Annotated in this window: 15 protein-coding genes; 8 read left to right on the top strand and 7 right to left on the bottom strand. The window is 70.5% G+C overall.

The genetic code is table 11. The features are described 5' to 3' along the window. Positions 1-192: 192 nt before the first annotated feature. Positions 193-1,020, bottom strand: a complete 828-nt coding sequence (locus AB0M62_RS04995) for a diacylglycerol kinase (RefSeq protein WP_366072725.1) — start codon at positions 1,018-1,020, stop codon at positions 193-195. Between the two features lie 185 nt (positions 1,021-1,205). Between AB0M62_RS04995 and AB0M62_RS04990 the strand changes: the two genes are divergently transcribed. Next, positions 1,206-2,489, top strand: coding sequence for an adenylosuccinate synthase (locus AB0M62_RS04990; protein WP_366072724.1), 1,284 nt, complete (start codon positions 1,206-1,208; stop codon positions 2,487-2,489). 98 nt (positions 2,490-2,587) lie between these two features. Here the strand turns inward: AB0M62_RS04990 and AB0M62_RS04985 are convergent, their stop codons facing one another. From AB0M62_RS04985 to AB0M62_RS04965, 5 genes are all read right to left on the bottom strand, one after another. Continuing rightward, positions 2,588-2,791, bottom strand: a complete 204-nt coding sequence (locus AB0M62_RS04985) for a hypothetical protein (protein WP_366072723.1) — start codon at positions 2,789-2,791, stop codon at positions 2,588-2,590. Between the two features lie 422 nt (positions 2,792-3,213). Then, complete coding sequence (locus tag AB0M62_RS04980; protein ID WP_366072722.1) at positions 3,214-3,723, bottom strand: sigma factor; 510 nt, start codon at positions 3,721-3,723, stop codon at positions 3,214-3,216. 104 nt (positions 3,724-3,827) lie between these two features. Continuing rightward, positions 3,828-5,495: a serine/threonine-protein kinase gene (locus tag AB0M62_RS04975; RefSeq protein ID WP_366072721.1), complete on the bottom strand. Its 1,668-nt coding sequence runs from the start codon at positions 5,493-5,495 to the stop codon at positions 3,828-3,830. Between the two features lie 203 nt (positions 5,496-5,698). Continuing rightward, positions 5,699-6,181 carry a MarR family transcriptional regulator gene (locus tag AB0M62_RS04970; protein ID WP_366072720.1) on the bottom strand — a complete coding sequence of 161 codons (483 nt, stop codon included), beginning with the start codon at positions 6,179-6,181 and terminating at the stop codon, positions 5,699-5,701. Then, positions 6,174-6,797: a DJ-1/PfpI family protein gene (locus AB0M62_RS04965; protein ID WP_366072719.1), complete on the bottom strand. Its 624-nt coding sequence runs from the start codon at positions 6,795-6,797 to the stop codon at positions 6,174-6,176. The genes AB0M62_RS04970 and AB0M62_RS04965 overlap by 8 nt, the downstream gene beginning before the upstream one ends. Before the next feature lie 200 nt (positions 6,798-6,997). Here AB0M62_RS04965 and AB0M62_RS04960 point away from each other — a divergent pair, with 200 nt between their 5' ends. From AB0M62_RS04960 to AB0M62_RS04945, 4 genes are all read left to right on the top strand, one after another. Further along, positions 6,998-8,353 (top strand): aspartate aminotransferase family protein, encoded by a 1,356-nt coding sequence (locus AB0M62_RS04960; protein WP_366072718.1) that lies wholly within the window; start codon positions 6,998-7,000, stop codon positions 8,351-8,353. Between the two features lie 79 nt (positions 8,354-8,432). Then, entirely contained in the window at positions 8,433-9,113 is a 681-nt protein-coding gene (locus AB0M62_RS04955) for a GntR family transcriptional regulator (RefSeq protein ID WP_366072717.1), read from the top strand. Further along, positions 9,110-11,542 (top strand): dolichyl-phosphate beta-glucosyltransferase, encoded by a 2,433-nt coding sequence (locus AB0M62_RS04950; RefSeq protein ID WP_366072716.1) that lies wholly within the window; start codon positions 9,110-9,112, stop codon positions 11,540-11,542. Before AB0M62_RS04955 ends, AB0M62_RS04950 begins: the two co-directional genes overlap by 4 nt. Before the next feature lie 240 nt (positions 11,543-11,782). After that, positions 11,783-12,433: a hypothetical protein gene (locus AB0M62_RS04945; RefSeq protein ID WP_366072715.1), complete on the top strand. Its 651-nt coding sequence runs from the start codon at positions 11,783-11,785 to the stop codon at positions 12,431-12,433. A 15-nt stretch (positions 12,434-12,448) separates the two neighbouring features. Here AB0M62_RS04945 and AB0M62_RS04940 read toward each other — a convergent pair whose 3' ends face one another. Then, complete coding sequence (locus AB0M62_RS04940) at positions 12,449-13,189, bottom strand: SLATT domain-containing protein (protein ID WP_366072714.1); 741 nt, start codon at positions 13,187-13,189, stop codon at positions 12,449-12,451. Positions 13,190-13,458: 269 nt separating this feature from the next. Between AB0M62_RS04940 and AB0M62_RS04935 the strand changes: the two genes are divergently transcribed. The 3 genes from AB0M62_RS04935 to AB0M62_RS04925 all read left to right on the top strand — a co-directional run bounded on the left by AB0M62_RS04935 (position 13,459) and on the right by AB0M62_RS04925 (position 15,165). After that, positions 13,459-13,812, top strand: a complete 354-nt coding sequence (locus tag AB0M62_RS04935) for a YbaB/EbfC family nucleoid-associated protein (RefSeq protein ID WP_366072713.1) — start codon at positions 13,459-13,461, stop codon at positions 13,810-13,812. 101 nt (positions 13,813-13,913) lie between these two features. Continuing rightward, positions 13,914-14,513, top strand: coding sequence for a recombination mediator RecR (recR, locus tag AB0M62_RS04930; RefSeq protein WP_366072712.1), 600 nt, complete (start codon positions 13,914-13,916; stop codon positions 14,511-14,513). Beyond that, entirely contained in the window at positions 14,506-15,165 is a 660-nt protein-coding gene (locus AB0M62_RS04925) for a DUF5063 domain-containing protein (protein ID WP_366072711.1), read from the top strand. The genes recR and AB0M62_RS04925 overlap by 8 nt, the downstream gene beginning before the upstream one ends. Positions 15,166-15,274: the final 109 nt, after the last annotated feature.

Genomic DNA, 15,274 nt, shown 5'->3' with positions numbered 1-15,274 from the left:
CCGCCCACCAGGGGCCCCGGTTGCGCCGGGCCGATCCAGCCGAGCGCGAGGCAGGTCCCGACCACCGCCCAGGACGCCACCGCTGCCCTGGGCGCCGTACAGCGCGCGGTCTTTTTCGATTTTCTCCAGAAGGAGATGCACCGTGGCTGGACCGGGCGATCAACCGGCCTGACGAGATCGCCCGGTCATGGCCTACAGGGCGCTCGAAGCCGGCACCGTCAGCGACCACGCCCCCGGCCGCACCGTCCATGTCCGCGTCCGCACCGGTCCGGCCACCACCACGTCCGCGCGGTAGCGGAAGTCCGCCCCGGACACCGTCACGGCGAGCGCCCGCGCCCGTACCGGATCGGCCTCCCGGCGACGTACGACCACCTCGGCCCGGCCGCCCCGCGACGACAGCGACACGTCCTCGACCGGCTGGTCCAGATCGCTGAGCAGCACCCCGTCAGCCTCGACCCGCAGCCGGTACGTACCCGCGGGCTGCCCGGCGGTGACCGGTGCGGGCCGCACCAGGGTCCGTACCAGCGACCGGCAGGCATGCCACACCGACACCGATCCGGCGGGCGCCGGCCTGGCCATGAACGCCGGGATGCGCATGTGGCCCAGCACCACCCCGTCGCTGTCGTCCACCAGCAGGTCCAGGCGCCGTTCCGCACCGTCCAGTACGGCACGGGCCGCGGCGACCGTGCTCACCGGCACGCCCAGCGAGTGCGCCAGCACGAGGGTGGCGGGGGCACCCACCGGCACCAGGGACAGCGCGCCGCAGTCCAGCTCGCGCTCGCGGTGCAGCAGGGACACCGTCCGTGTGAGGGTCCGGTCGTCACCCACGAGCACGGGGCGGCGACTGCCCCGGCGGGCGAGCGCCCGCGCGAACTCCTCGGGGCCGTCCGGCAGGCAGACCTTCGCGGTGGCCCCCGCGCACAGCACGTCTTTCGCGATCCGTACGGACTCGCCGTCGAGGCGGCGCGCGACCGGGTCGACGAGCACGAGCAGGGGGTCGACGGGTCCTGCGTGGCTCATGGTGGGCTCTGGAGCCGACACCTCGGTCCTTCCTCGGGTAGCATCTTTGTGCAAGAGCCCCTTGCGCTATTGCGCCAGGGGCTTCGTCTATTCCGGGGTACCGGTCCGACGGCTCAGTCCTGCGGTGTACATCGTCGTACGCCCCCTGACCTTGGACATGCCCCGCCCGGAAGGGGTGTACGCCTGTGCCCGCACTTGTGCTGCTCGGTGCTCAGTGGGGTGACGAGGGCAAGGGAAAGGCCACCGACCTCCTCGGTGGATCTGTGGATTATGTGGTGCGCTACCAGGGCGGTAACAACGCCGGTCACACGGTCGTCGTGGGCGACCAGAAGTATGCGCTCCATCTCCTCCCTTCCGGAATCCTCACGCCGGAATGCACTCCGGTGATCGGTAACGGAGTCGTTGTCGACCCGGCGGTCCTGCTCTCCGAGCTGAGCGGGCTGAACGAGCGAGGCGTCGACACGTCCAAGCTCCTGATCAGCGGTAATGCTCACCTGATCACGCCGTATCACACGACCGTCGACAAGGTGACGGAACGGTTCCTTGGCTCGCGCAAGATCGGAACCACCGGGCGCGGCATCGGCCCGGCCTACGCCGACAAGATCAACCGTGTCGGTATCCGGGTCCAGGACCTCTACGACGAGTCCATCCTGACCCAGAAGGTCGAGGCCGCTCTCGACTTCAAGAACCAGATCCTCGCCAAGCTCTACAACCGCCGCGCGATCGACTCCGCGAAGATCGTCGAGGAGCTGCTGGGCTTCGCCGACCAGCTGAGCCCGTTCGTCGCCGACACCACCCTGATCCTCAACAACGCCATCGACGAGGGCAAGGTCGTCCTGTTCGAGGGCGGCCAGGGCACGCTGCTCGACGTCGACCACGGCACATACCCCTTCGTCACCTCCTCGAACCCGACCGCGGGCGGTGCCTGCACGGGCTCGGGCGTCGGACCGACGAAGATCAGCCGGGTCATCGGCATCCTGAAGGCGTACACGACCCGCGTCGGCGCGGGCCCGTTCCCGACGGAGCTGTTCGACGAGGACGGCGAGGCGCTGCGCCGCATCGGCGGCGAGCGCGGCGTGACTACCGGCCGTGACCGCCGCTGCGGCTGGTTCGACGCGGTAATCGCCCGGTACGCGACCCGGGTCAACGGTCTGACCGACTTCTTCCTCACCAAGCTGGACGTGCTGACCGGCTGGGAGCAGATCCCGGTCTGCGTGGCCTACGAGATCGACGGCAAGCGCGTCGAGGAGCTCCCGTACAGCCAGTCCGACTTCCACCACGCGAAGCCGGTGTACGAGTACCTGCCCGGCTGGACCGAGGACATCAGCAAGGCGAAGACCTTCGCGGACCTGCCGAAGAACGCGCAGGCGTACGTGAAGGCGCTGGAGGAGATGTCGGGCGCGCCGATCTCGGCGATCGGCGTGGGCCCGGGCCGCACGGAGACGATCGAGATCAACTCGTTCATCTGAGGCAGCGGCAGAAGCACGGCAGGCCGTCGGCCGGAACCTGAGGTGCGTGCCCTTCGGGCGCGCACCTCAGGTGTATGTGGGCAAGGGTGGAGCGGGTGTCAGCCGATGACGTACGTCCTGCCGAGGACCGTGGCGTGCTCCAGGACGTCCTCGAGCGGGTCGTCGATCTGACCCGTGGAGATCAGTGACACGCGAGGCGCGTTGTGCGAGCCGGCGTGCGTCTCGTCGGCGTACGCGGTACCGCCGCCCAGCAGTACTGACGCCAGCATCGTCGCGCCACAAGAAATCAGCCTGGTCTTCATTTCTTTTCCTCGCCTTGCGTGTTCATCGGATCCCATGCCGAACTGCGTATCCATCCGATCGGCTCAAAGGTCACGCCGGAACGCGCAAGATCATCCGAACCGGTAGTGGGCCATGGGGTCGTTGCTTGGCGCGTGTGACCGATGAGCGGACATCGCTTACCAGGCGGGTTCCACGCCTTCGGGCAGCCGAGGCATCGCCTGGTGCAACGATTCGGTCGGAGGCAACAAGTGCGACCAGCATTACGTCCGCTTCGCCGCGGCCAATCCGCCGGCCAGCACCACGTGCCATGAGACGGGCCACGCGGTCGGGTTGCCGCATGGTCGGAACGCTTCGCCGAGGCTGAGCCAGACGGACTCCCGGCTGGCCTGCATGGTGACGCCGTCGGCAGTGGCCTCGATCGGTGCGCACAACAAGTCCATGATCAACGCGGCTTACTGAGGGGGCGGAAGATGCAGCTCACGCGCAGCAGAATGCTGGGCGCCCTGGCCGCCACTGTCGTGGTCGGGTCGCTGGTCGGGACATGGATCGGGATGCCCGGATCCGAATCGCGTACGCCTGCCGACGGCGTGGTGATCGCCGAGGCCGATGATGTGCTGCCGTCGGTGTCGGGTACCGACTGGGTCCCGAGACGGTCCACGGCGCTCTGCTCGGCGGCCGGAGCCGGACGGTCGTCGCCGGCTGCCAGCATCAACTCCCTCAGCCGGTACCTGCGGCCGGTGGACCGCACCGTGTTCGCCACCACCAGCCGGGCGATCCCGTACAGCCACGGCAGTGGTTCACCCCTGACCTCGGCCCTCCTGCGCCAAGCCGTCAGATACACCTCGGACAGCGCGTCCTCCGCCGCTTCGTGCGGCAGCCTGCGCCGAAGGAACCGGAGCACGGGCACGCAGGTGTCCCGGTAGACCGTTTCGAACCTGCTCCACTCGTCCAATCGCCCGCCCTCCCCAGGGTCCGGAGCCGCTGCTGAATGCCTCACACCCTGTATGTGTCCGGCACTCGCGCTGCCTTACAGCCCTCGGCGGGGAGTTTCTTCCGTCAGTCGGCTTTCGTGTACCTGACGGGCGCGCCCGTACTGCCCACCAGCTCACGCACCAGAGTCCGCTCGTCCGGCATGTCCAGCCGGCTCCACTGGCCGGGTGCACAGTCCACCGGGTCGCCGGAGACGACCTGGGACGGGTTGAGTTCCAGCGGTGGGCCGGGAGCCCGGAGCGTGGCTGTCCAGCGGCAGGTGTAGGTCGGGCCCTCACCCGTCAGGTTCATCACCGTGTCGCCCAACTCGCCCTGGCCGATCGTCAGGACACGGGTGTGCTCACCGTCGTCCGTCTCGAAGCCGGCCCGCCAGGTCCCCACGTACTCGAGGGGGACGCCGCCGTCTCGCGAGGTGGACTTCGACGCGGACGGAGTCGGGGACGCCGACGTCGTCGACTGCTTCGGGTCGGTCGTGCCAGTACGCGTGCCGGAGGCAGCCGGGTCCTTCTCGCCGTGGCCGTCGCTCATGACGGCGTACACCCCGCCGCCCGCGCCCAGTGCGACCACCAGCGCCACCGCGACCAGCGCGGCGGTCGACCGGCCGTTGCGCGGCGGCTGTTCCGGAGTCGGCGGAGGGCCGTACGGGGGTGTGGGGCCGTACCCGTGCGAGGGGTGCGGATACCCGTACAGCGGGGGCGCCGGATGCGGATGCGCATACGCCGGTGGCGGCGGTGCCGGGGCGTGGGCAGGAGGCGGCGTCGGAGGGCCGATGACCGTCGGCATCGCGTGCACCGCCTGTGACGGGGACGCCGGGCCGGAGTCCTCTGCCTCCAGCAACTGCACCGCGTGGCGTCCCAGCTGGGCCACGAGTGCGGCCGGAAGCCAGGGTTCCAGCGCCCGCCCGTCGCACACCGTGTCATTGGCGCCGACCCGGGCCAGGATGTCCGCCGGAGTGGGGCGCGCGGCCGGGTCCTTGCGCAGGCAGTCGTGCACCAGGTCCCGCAGGGGCTCCGGGAGCCCGGAGATGTCGGGCTCCTCCTCGGCGATCCGGTACATCAGCGCGTGTACTCCGCTGTCGGCCGCGCCGAAGGGCAGGGCGCCGGTCGCCGCGTAAGCCAGTACCGAACCGAGACAGAACACGTCGCACGCCGGGGTGACCGGAGTGCCGCGTACCTGCTCGGGAGCCATGAAGCCGGGCGAGCCGACCAGCGCGCCGGTGCGGGTCAGACCGCCGTCGGTGACCGTCTGCAGGGCGCGGGCGATGCCGAAGTCGATGACTCGCGGGCCGTCGATCGTGATCAGGACGTTCGACGGTTTGAGGTCGCGGTGGATGAGACCGGCCGCGTGGATGTCCTGGAGCGCGTACGCGAGTCCGGCGGCGAGGATACGCACCGACCTCTCGGGCAGCGGGCCGTGGTCGGTGGAGACGACGGTCTGGAGGCTGGGCCCGGCGACGTACCCCGTCGCGAGCCACGGCACCGGCGCTTCGGTGTCGGCGTCGAGGACGGGCGCGGTCCACTGACCGCCCACCCGGCGCGCGGCCTGCACTTCCTGGCGGAAGCGGCCGCGGAACTCTTCCTGCGCGGCCAGTTCCCCGCGCACCAGCTTGACCGCGACCGTACGGCCGCGGTCGGAGCGGGCCAGGTAGACCTGCCCCATGCCGCCGGCGCCGAGTCGGGCCAACAACCGGTAGGCACCGATGCGTTGTGGGTCGTCGGGTCCCGTTCTCTCCATGCCGGCAGTCCCTCCCCCGCGCAAGACAAGCTCAACGGGCTGAGGATAGTGCCGCGGACACCGCCCAGGAGGACCATGGAAAAGGTCAGGAACTGACCTGTAGCCGACCCTGGTGCCGATCCCGCGATCACGGCCTCCACCCCGTCCCGTGTCCGAGGAGACAGCCATGAGTGTGAAGCCGGTTCCCTGGGGCGCCGAGGAGATCACCAGGGTCGTAGGTGACCCGCACCTGAATCCGTGGGCTCGGACAGGGTTTCCATCGCCTTCGACAACCTCTCCAGCACCCGTACCGTCTCGGCGAGTCCGCCCTCGCCGAGCGTGTCGGCGAGCCGCCCCGCCAGCTCCGCGTGGCCCGGGCCGATCCTGCGTATCGCGTCCCGGCCCTCCTCGGTCGGCCGCAGCAGCTTGGCCCTGCGGTGCGCGGGGTTCGGTACGTATTCGGCGAGCCCCTTCTCCGCCAGCAGGTCCGCGATCCGCTGCACGCTCTGCCGGGTGATCCCCATGGCGCGCGCGATGCCGGCGACCGGCAGCGGCTCGTTCAGAACCGCCCCGAGGACCTGCCACCAGGCCGCGGTGAGCCCCGCGGGTCTGGCCAGCTCCTCGGAGACGGACAGGAACTGCCCGTTCAGCCTGAACACGTCCAGCGCCGTCCGGCTGAGCAGGTCCTGCTCCGTGCGGTCATTCAACGCCTGCTCCTTCCGCGGCCATGAGGACTTCGTACGCGCTCAGGTCGGAGTCGTGGAAGAGCCGGTACCACGCGTCCAGCACCTCGCCCTCGTACACACCGAGTTTGCCGAAGACCTCGCGGGCGAACGCGACGGGCTCCGTCGGACCCGCCGTGATGAGGTCGCCGTCGGTGACCGCGTCCGTGTCGACGTACCGCCGGCCGCCCTCGTAGCCGGTGGCCGCGAGATAGCCGGCCGCCGCGCTGGTGTGCGCGCGATCGTCGAGCAGCCCCTCGCGGGCCAGCCCGGCGGTGGCCCCGCACATCGCGGCGACCGGCACTCCGGCCGCGAGGAACTCGCGCGCCTTGCGGGCGAAGGGGGCGAGTTCGTCGCCCATGTCCCAGAGCTCGGCGCCGGTGAGGATCAGCATCGATACGTCCGCATCGGAACCGGGGTGTACGTCGTTGATCGAGACGTCGGGCTGGATGCGGACGCCGCCCATGGTGCTGACGGGATCGAGAGAGGGGCCGACGGTCCTGATCGCGTAGCCGTGCTGGGCGAGGTGCGCGGTGGTGTGACCGGTCTCCCAGTCGGCGAACGTGGGATAGACGGCCAAGTAGACGGTTTTGCTGGTCATAACAGCTCCTTCATCGCGACCCCCGTGATGCCGATGTAAGTATCCTGTCAAATAGACAGCATGCTGTCAAGGTGAGGAGGGCCCCGAGAGATCCCCCCGAAGATCCCCGGAATCAGGCCGACACACTGTCGCGGCGAGCCGCCGAGCGCCGTACAGGACGCCGATGTCCCGTCCACCTTGTGGACTCTTAGCCTGTGGCCATGACCCCTCACGCCGATCCCGGAGCGGGAGCCGCCGTCAAGGCCGCCGACCGCGCGCACGTGTTCCACTCCTGGTCCGCCCAGGGCCTGATCGATCCCCTGGCCGTCGCCGGCGCCGAGGGCTCGTACTTCTGGGACTACGACGGCAACCGGTACCTCGACTTCTCCTCCCAGCTGGTCAATACCAACATCGGCCACCAGCACCCGAAGGTCGTCGCCGCGATCCAGGAGCAGGCCACCAGGCTCTGCACCCTCGCGCCGGGCTTCGCCGTGGACGTTCGCTCCGAGGCCGCACGCCTCATCGCCGAGCGCACCCCCGGCGACCTCGACAAGATCTTCTTCGCCAACGGGGGGGCCGAGGCCGTCGAGAACGCCGTCCGCATGGCCCGTCTGCACACGGGCCGTACGAAGGTGCTCTCCACCTACCGCTCGTACCACGGCGCCACGGCCGCCGCGATCAACCTGACCGGCGACCCGCGCCGCTGGCCGTCCGACACGGCCTCGGCGGGTGTCGTGCACTTCTGGGGCCCGTTCCTGTACCGCTCGACCTTCCACGCGGAGACCGAGCAGCAGGAATGTGAGCGCGCCCTGCAGCACCTCGAGGACACCATCGCCTTCGAGGGTCCGCAGTCGATTGCCGCGATCATCCTCGAGACAGTCCCGGGCACGGCCGGCATCATGACGCCGCCGCCCGGCTACCTGGCAGGTGTCCGCGAACTGTGCGACCGGCACGGCATCGTCTTCATCCTCGACGAGGTGATGGCGGGCTTCGGCCGTACCGGCACGTGGTTCGCGGCCGACCTCTGGGACGTCACCCCCGACCTGCTCACCTTCGCCAAGGGCGTCACCTCCGGCTATGTCCCGCTGGGTGGCGTCGCGATTTCCCAGGAGATCGCGGCCACCTTCGACCAGCGCCCGTACCCGGGCGGCCTGACCTACTCCGGTCACCCGCTGGCCTGCGCCGCCGCCGTCGCCACCATCGGCGTGATGGCGGAGGAGGGCATCGTCGAGAACGCGGCCCGTATCGGCGCAGACGTCATCGGCCCGGGGCTGCGCGAGATCGCCGACCGGCACCCCTCGGTGGGCGAAGTGCGCGGCCTCGGCGTCTTCTGGGCGCTGGAGCTCGTACGGAACAAGGAGACGCGCGAGCCGCTGGTCCCGTACAACGCGGCGGGGGCGGCCAACGCCCCGATGGGCGAGTTCGCGGCGGCCTGCAAGAAGAGCGGCCTGTGGCCCTTCGTGAACATGAACCGCACCCATGTCGTCCCGCCCTGCACGATCACGGAGGCGGAGGCGAAGGAGGGCCTGACCCTGCTGGACGAAGCCCTGACCGCGGCGGACGCGCATACCGTCTGAGCCCGCCCGGGTCTCGCGTCACAGACCGATTCCGCTGCCTGGCCTAAGGTGTCCGAAGCCCACGAAGGAGACGGACCCCATGGCCGGCAGCGGAGCTGTCACCCGCAACACCCTGCGGCAGCAGATAGCGGACGCGCTGCGCGACGAAGTGCTCGCGGGGCGGCTGCAGCCCGGGCAGGAGTTCACGGTGAAGCAGATCGCCGAGCAGTACGGGGTGTCCGCCACCCCCGTCCGCGAGGCGCTCGTCGACCTGTCCGCGCAGGGGCTGCTCGACTCCGACCAGCACCGCGGCTTCCGGGTCCACGAGTTCTCCGTCGACGACTACCGCGGCATGGTCGAGGCCCGGTCGCTGATCGGCGACGGGATCTTCCTGCGGATCACCGAGCGCGGCCCGGACGCCGGCGGCAGCGTGGCGCTGGTGTCCGTGCGGCGCCGGGCCGAGGAGGCCGGACGGGCCGCCCGGGTCGGCGACCTGGACATTCTCGTCGGCTACGACCTTCGCTTCTGGCGCGAGCTGGGCGCGCTCGCCGGGAACGTCTACATCTCGGAGTTCCTGCACCGCATACGGGTTCAGTGCTGGGTGTTCGCCGTCCCGCACCTGCGCCGCCACAGCCGGCTCGACGAGGTGCTGTGGAGCGGACACGGCGAGCTGGCGGACGCGGTGACCCGGGGCGACGGCGAGGCCGCGCGCGAAGCGGTTCAGGCGTACGACGAGCACGCGCTGGCGTGGGCCGCGAGGCTGGAGCGGGCCCGCCCGTGAGCACCGATCTGACCGTCGTCGTCCCTGCCTACAACGAGGAGCGGCGGCTCGGACCCACCCTGGAGGCGATCCGTGTGTACTTGGGCGCGGACCCGGGGCGCTGGGGCGACTGGGAGCTGATCGTCGTCGACGACGGGTCGACGGACGGAACCGCCCAGGCCGTGCGGGCCGCGTCCGCCAGGGAGCCTCGTATCCAGCTGGTGACCAGCGAGCGGAACCGGGGGAAGGGCCACGCCCTGCGGCTGGGGGTGCTCGCCTCGTACGGGCGCCGGGTGCTTGTCACCGACGCCGATCTGGCCACCCCGGTCGACGAGCTGGAGCGGCTGGACAAGGAGCTGGCCGAGGGGCGGGCGGCGGCGATCGCCTCGCGCGCGCACCCCGAATCCTCGATAGAGCGGCATCAGCACCGGCTCCGCGAATGGCTGGGCCGGATGGGCAACCGGCTCATACGGGCCGTCGCCGTACCCGGCATCCGGGACACCCAGTGCGGCTTCAAGCTCTTCGACGGTGACAAGGCCCGGGCCGCCTTCGCCGCCTCGCGCCTGGACGGGTGGGGGATCGACGTCGAGATCCTGCAGTTCTTCCGGCTGCAGGGCTGGCCGGTGGAGGAGGTGCCGGTGCGCTGGGCGCACCAGGCCGGCTCCAAGGTCGGTCCGGCCGACTACGTGGGGGTGCTGGGCGAGCTGATACGGCTGAAGGCGCGGGCCGTCCGGCTGAGGGCACGGGCGCCACGGCGGGGGGATCTCGTCGTCGCCGGCCTGTTCCTGCTGGTGTCCGTGCTGCTCTACCACGGGCTGTGGGCGGATCTCGACCGCCGCTACCTCGCCGACTCCATGCAGGACCAGAACCAGTGGGAGTGGTTCTTCGCGGTCACCGCGGACAACGTCTCGCACTTGCGGAATCCGCTGTTCACGACCCTCCAGAACTATCCCGACGGCGTGAACCTGATGGCAAACACCGTCATGCTCGGCCTCTCGGTCCCGCTCACACCGGTCACCCTGGCCTTCGGGCCGACCGTGACCTGGGCGCTCGTGCTGACCGTCGGCCTCGCCGCCACCGCAGTCTCCTGGTACCGGCTGATCGGCAAATGGCTGGTGCGCAACCGGTGGGCGGCCGCGCTCGGCGGCGCCGTGGCCGCCTTCGCGCCCCCGATGGTCTCGCACGCCAACGCCCACCCCAACTTCGTGGTCCTCTTCATGATCCCGGTGATCACCGACCGGGCGCTCCGGCTGTGCGAGGGCAGGCACGTCGTACGCGACGGGGTGCTGCTGGGGCTCTTCTCGGCGTACCAGATCTTCCTCGGCGAGGAGCCCCTGCTGCTCGCGGCGATGGGGATGCTGCTCTTCGCGCTCTCGTACGCCCTTGCCAGGCGCGACGCCGCCCGGACGGCCGCCCGGCCGCTGCTCAAGGGCCTGGGCATCGGGGCGGCGGTGGCACTGCCGCTGGTCGCGTTCCCGCTGTACTGGCAGTTCTTCGGGCCGCAGAGCTACCACAGCGTGCTGCACGGCGACCACGCGGGGAACAGCCCCCTGGCGCTGCTGGAGTTCTCCGGCCGGTCCCTCTTCGGTGACGAGACGACCGCCGACCCGCTGGCGCTCAACCGTACCGAGCAGAACGCCTTCTACGGATGGCCGCTGATCGCGCTCGCCTTCGCGATCACCGTGCGGCTGTGGCGGCATGCGGTCGTCAAGGCGCTGGCGTTCACGGCGGTGGCGGCGGCGCTGCTCTCGCTGGGGCCGAAGATCCGTATCCCGTACACGGACGTCATACTGCCCGGCCCGTGGCGGGCGCTGGCCCACCAGCCGCTCTTCGAGTCGGTCATCGAGGGGCGCGTGGCGATAGTCTGCGCGCCGGTGCTGGGCATGCTGCTCGCGATGGCGTGCGACCGGCTGGCGGCGACGCCGCTCCGTACGGACCAGCTGCTCGGTTTCTCGGCCGTGGCCCTGGCCCTGCTGCCGATCGTGCCGACACCGCTGCCGACGCGGGACCGGGCCGAGGTGCCGGCCTTCATCACGGAGGGCATGTGGCGCGACTACGTACGGGACGGCGAGTCGGTGGTGCCCGTGCCGCTGCCCGACCCCGGCAGCGCCGACGCCCTGCACTGGCAGTCCTCCACGGGCCTCGGTTTCCATATCCCCGGCGGCTACTTCAACGGGCCCTGGGGCCCTGACCGGACCGGCATCTACGGTGCCTCCCCCCGGCACACCTCGAACCTGCTGCGGGACATCCGCTACGGCGCCCAGGTGCCCGCCATCGGCCCCCAGTGGCAGGAGCAGGCCCGCTACGACCTGACGTACTGGAAGGCCGGCGTGATCGTCCTCGCTCCCCAGGACAACGACGCGGCGCTGCACCGCACGGTGCAGTTGCTGCTGGGGCGGCCGGGGAAGTGGGTGGGGGGCGCGTGGGTGTGGGATGTCGGTCGCCCCTGAGAGGTGTCTTCCGGATCATGTCCGAGCGAGCCCGAGTCGGCCCGAGTCGGCCTGATCCGGCCCGACCGGGCCCGACGGGTCCGGATGCGGCTCGGTGCGAAAGACGGCAACGGGCCGTCCCGAGGCCCACTGCCCTCTTCGCGCAGCGTGTGCGGAGCATTACGCTGTCCCGACCATCGCACTGGCAGAAGCTGCGACATTTCCGGGGGACGTCCCCCGAGCCCCCGATTAGGAGCCCCGTTGGCCTGTGACCTCTGGCTGGTCCCCCTCGTCGACGTGCTGTGCCACAGCCCCGACAATCCCTTCGCCGAAGAGATCGCCGCGTACGACAAGGCACTCGGCGAGGCCGGGCTGCCGTCCGTTCCCGTCTTCGCCTACATGCCGGGCCTTTCGGGTGATGTCGCCCCGGCCGCCGGCTTCGACTACGACGCGCTGCACTTCCTGCGCCGCGCGTACCTGCTGCAGATCTGCGGGCTCGCCGTGACGCCCGTGGACGAGCTGGGCGGAGACTACGAGCAGCTGCTGGAGATGTTCGAGGCGACGGCCCAGCAGTCGCACCTGGTCTGGCACTACGACCACGCCGGGGCCTACGTCCCCGTCGACTTCGGCTCCCCCCTCGGCAACGAGGAACTGCTGGCCGGCGGCGGTCCTCTGGGCTCCACCCAGGGCCTGCTGCGCGAGCTGGAATTCGTCGCCCCCGCCATCGGCATCGACCCGGGCAACCCGCCCGCCGCGCCCGCGCCCCCGCAGCGCCCCACCTCGCTCGAGGAGCCGGCGGGTCCCATTCCGTACGACGACAGCCCCTTCGCACGTGAGCGTCACGTCTGGCTGGGCCTGCACGCTGCCGCGACCCGCAGTCTGGGTCAGGGCTCGATGATCATTTTCAGCTGAGCGCGCTGAACCGGCTCACCGCGGTGGCTCCGGGGGACGCTGCCGCGGCATGTTGGGCCGCGTCCCCGGCGGCATCGGGAAGCGGCCGGGGTGCGCTCCGCTCTCCGTACGGGGCCCGCCCGTGCTCAGCGACTGCATGACCAGCGGCGCGGGCCCCGCCCGGAACTCCACCATCCAGTCCGCGGTCTCGGAGCGTACGAGGTCGCTGATGTCCTCCGAGAAGCGCCGCAGCACCGTCAGACAGCGCTCGGCGGCCTCGCTCGCGGTGCCCTCGGTCGGGCCGAGCACCTCGCGCACACTCTCCGATGCCCAGTCGAACTGCAATGCCTGCAACCGCCGGTGCACAGCCTGCGCGGTGGCCACGTCCCTTATCCACCCCGACGTCAGGCCGAAGAACCGGTCACAGGCCATACAGGCCGCCCCGAGCAGCAGCGACAGATAGCCGAAGCCCGACGCCCCGTCCAGCACCCGGGTCAGATCGAGCAGCGGCAGCGCGGCCCCGGCGATCGCCCCGGCCGCCGTACCCGTCCGCAGCCAGCGCGCGCCGCGCCGTTTCCACGCGCGGTCCGCCAGATACCACGCGGCGGTCCGCAGCGCGTCCCCCTCCACCCACCGGTACAGCTCGTCGAGGCGCTCCGCGGGCTCGCCCCAGTCCCCCGTGGGGAAGGGCCGGCCGGTCAGGTCGGCGGCTCTGGGCGCGCCTTCCTCCCGGGGTTCCCTGGGTGGCCCCTCGGGCTGCATGTCCGGCTGGCTCACCCGGCACTCCCTCTGCCTGCGCTGACGTGTGGTGGTGCGCGTGTGCGTACTGGTGCGCATGCCCTTACTACCGCCGAATGGTGGGCCGCGGGCCGGAAATCCTGGTATTTCCGCCCACAAGTGGGTCTTGATCAGGTAGAGGAGTGCAGGCCTTCTCACTCGAAAGAGTTGGTCCTTACGGTGTAGGGCGAGGTGCCCGGTGAGCACGTAGGCTCGGTTTCACTGAAGGACACCCAGACAGACGCCGTCTCACAGCCTCGGAGTGACCCGTGAATCCCGGTGGTGGCCAGCCCAACATGCAGCAGCTGCTCCAGCAGGCCCAGAAGATGCAGCAGGACCTCGCCGCGGCCCAGGAAGAGCTTGCCCAGACCGAGGTCGAGGGCCAGGCGGGCGGGGGCCTGGTCAAGGCCACCGTCACCGGCTCCGGCGAGCTGCGGGGCCTGGTGATCGACCCGAAGGCGGTCGACCCGACGGCCGCGACGCCCGAGGAGACGGCCGAAACCCTCGCCGACCTGGTCGTCGCCGCGGTCCAGGCCGCGAGCGAGAACGCACAGCAGCTTCAGCAGGAGAAGCTCGGCCCGCTGACCCAGGGCCTGGGCGGCATGCCGGGCCTGCCCTTCTAGGGTCTTCTGCGGGCCGCCCCCGGCAACTACCGTACGAACAAGAGCAGCACGAGCACGGCAAGCACGACAGCAGTACGAGCTGATCCGAGAAAGGCGTTCCGTTGTACGAAGGCGTGGTCCAGGACCTCATCGACGAGTTGGGCAGGCTGCCCGGCGTCGGTCCCAAGAGCGCGCAGCGGATCGCCTTCCACATCCTCCAGGCCGAACCGACGGACGTGCGCCGCCTCGCGCACGCCCTGCTGGAGGTCAAGGACAAGGTCCGCTTCTGCGCGGTCTGCGGGAACGTCGCCCAGGCCGAGCAGTGCCGCATCTGCGCGGACCCGAGACGCGATCTTGCGGTCATCTGCGTGGTGGAGGAGCCCAAGGACGTCGTCGCGATCGAGCGCACCCGCGAGTTCCGCGGGAAGTACCACGTGCTCGGCGGCGCCATCAGCCCCATCGAGGGCGTCGGCCCGGACGACCTGCGGATCCGCGAGCTGCTGGCCCGGCTGGCCGACGGCACGGTCACCGAGCTGATCCTGGCCACCGACCCGAATCTGGAGGGCGAGGCCACGGCGACGTACCTGGCCCGGATGATCAAACCGATGGGCCTGAAGGTCACTCGCCTCGCCAGCGGCCTCCCGGTGGGCGGCGACCTTGAATATGCGGATGAGGTCACGCTCGGGCGTGCCTTCGAGGGGAGACGACTTCTCGATGTCTGACGCAAACCTGCACGCCAGGTCGCAGGACCCGGACAGTTTCGCGGTCCAGATCGCCGACCAGATCGAGTCCTTCATCGTCGCGGTCACCGAGGTGGCCAAGGGCGACGAGCCGGACAGTGCGGTCCCGTTCCTGCTCCTCGAGGTGTCCCAGCTCCTGCTCGCCGGCGGGCGGCTCGGCGCGCACGAGGACATCGTCCCGGACGAGCGGTACGAGCCTGACCTCGGCCCGGAGCCGGACGTCGACGAGCTGCGCGAGCGGTTCGCGCTGCTCCTCGACCCGGTCGACGTGTACTCCGAGGTCTTCGATCCGTACGAGCCGCGCAAGGCTCCCGTCCCCTGCCGGATCTCCGACGACCTCGCCGATGTCGTCACCGATCTGCGCCACGGCATGGCCCACTACCGGGCGGGTCGCACCACCGAAGCCCTGTGGTGGTGGCAGTTCTCGTACTTCTCGAACTGGGGATCGACCGCCTCTGCCTGCCTGCGCGCGTTGCAGGCTCTGGTCGCGCACGTACGCCTCGACCAGCCGTTGCAAGCGCTGGACGGCCTGGACACGGACGAGGACCTCACCGAGGACGTGCTCGCGGAAGAGGCCGGAAGGGTGATGGCCGAGGAGATCGCCGGCCCGTTGGGGATCCGGCGCAAGGTGTGAGGTTGAGGTCGCATGCGAGGCGGGTGTGACGCCGGGCACGTTCGGAGTGGTCCGCGACCCGGTGGGCAGGTGTGGTCTGAGCAGTGCCGTACGCGTGAGTGATCAAGAC

Origin of the sequence: Streptomyces sp. NPDC051219 (assembly GCF_040682335.1) — a bacterium.
In the GTDB taxonomy this organism is placed as follows: domain Bacteria; phylum Actinomycetota; class Actinomycetes; order Streptomycetales; family Streptomycetaceae; genus Streptomyces.
Note: the sequence above shows the minus strand (reverse complement) of the source record. Positions and strands in the feature narration are given on the sequence as shown.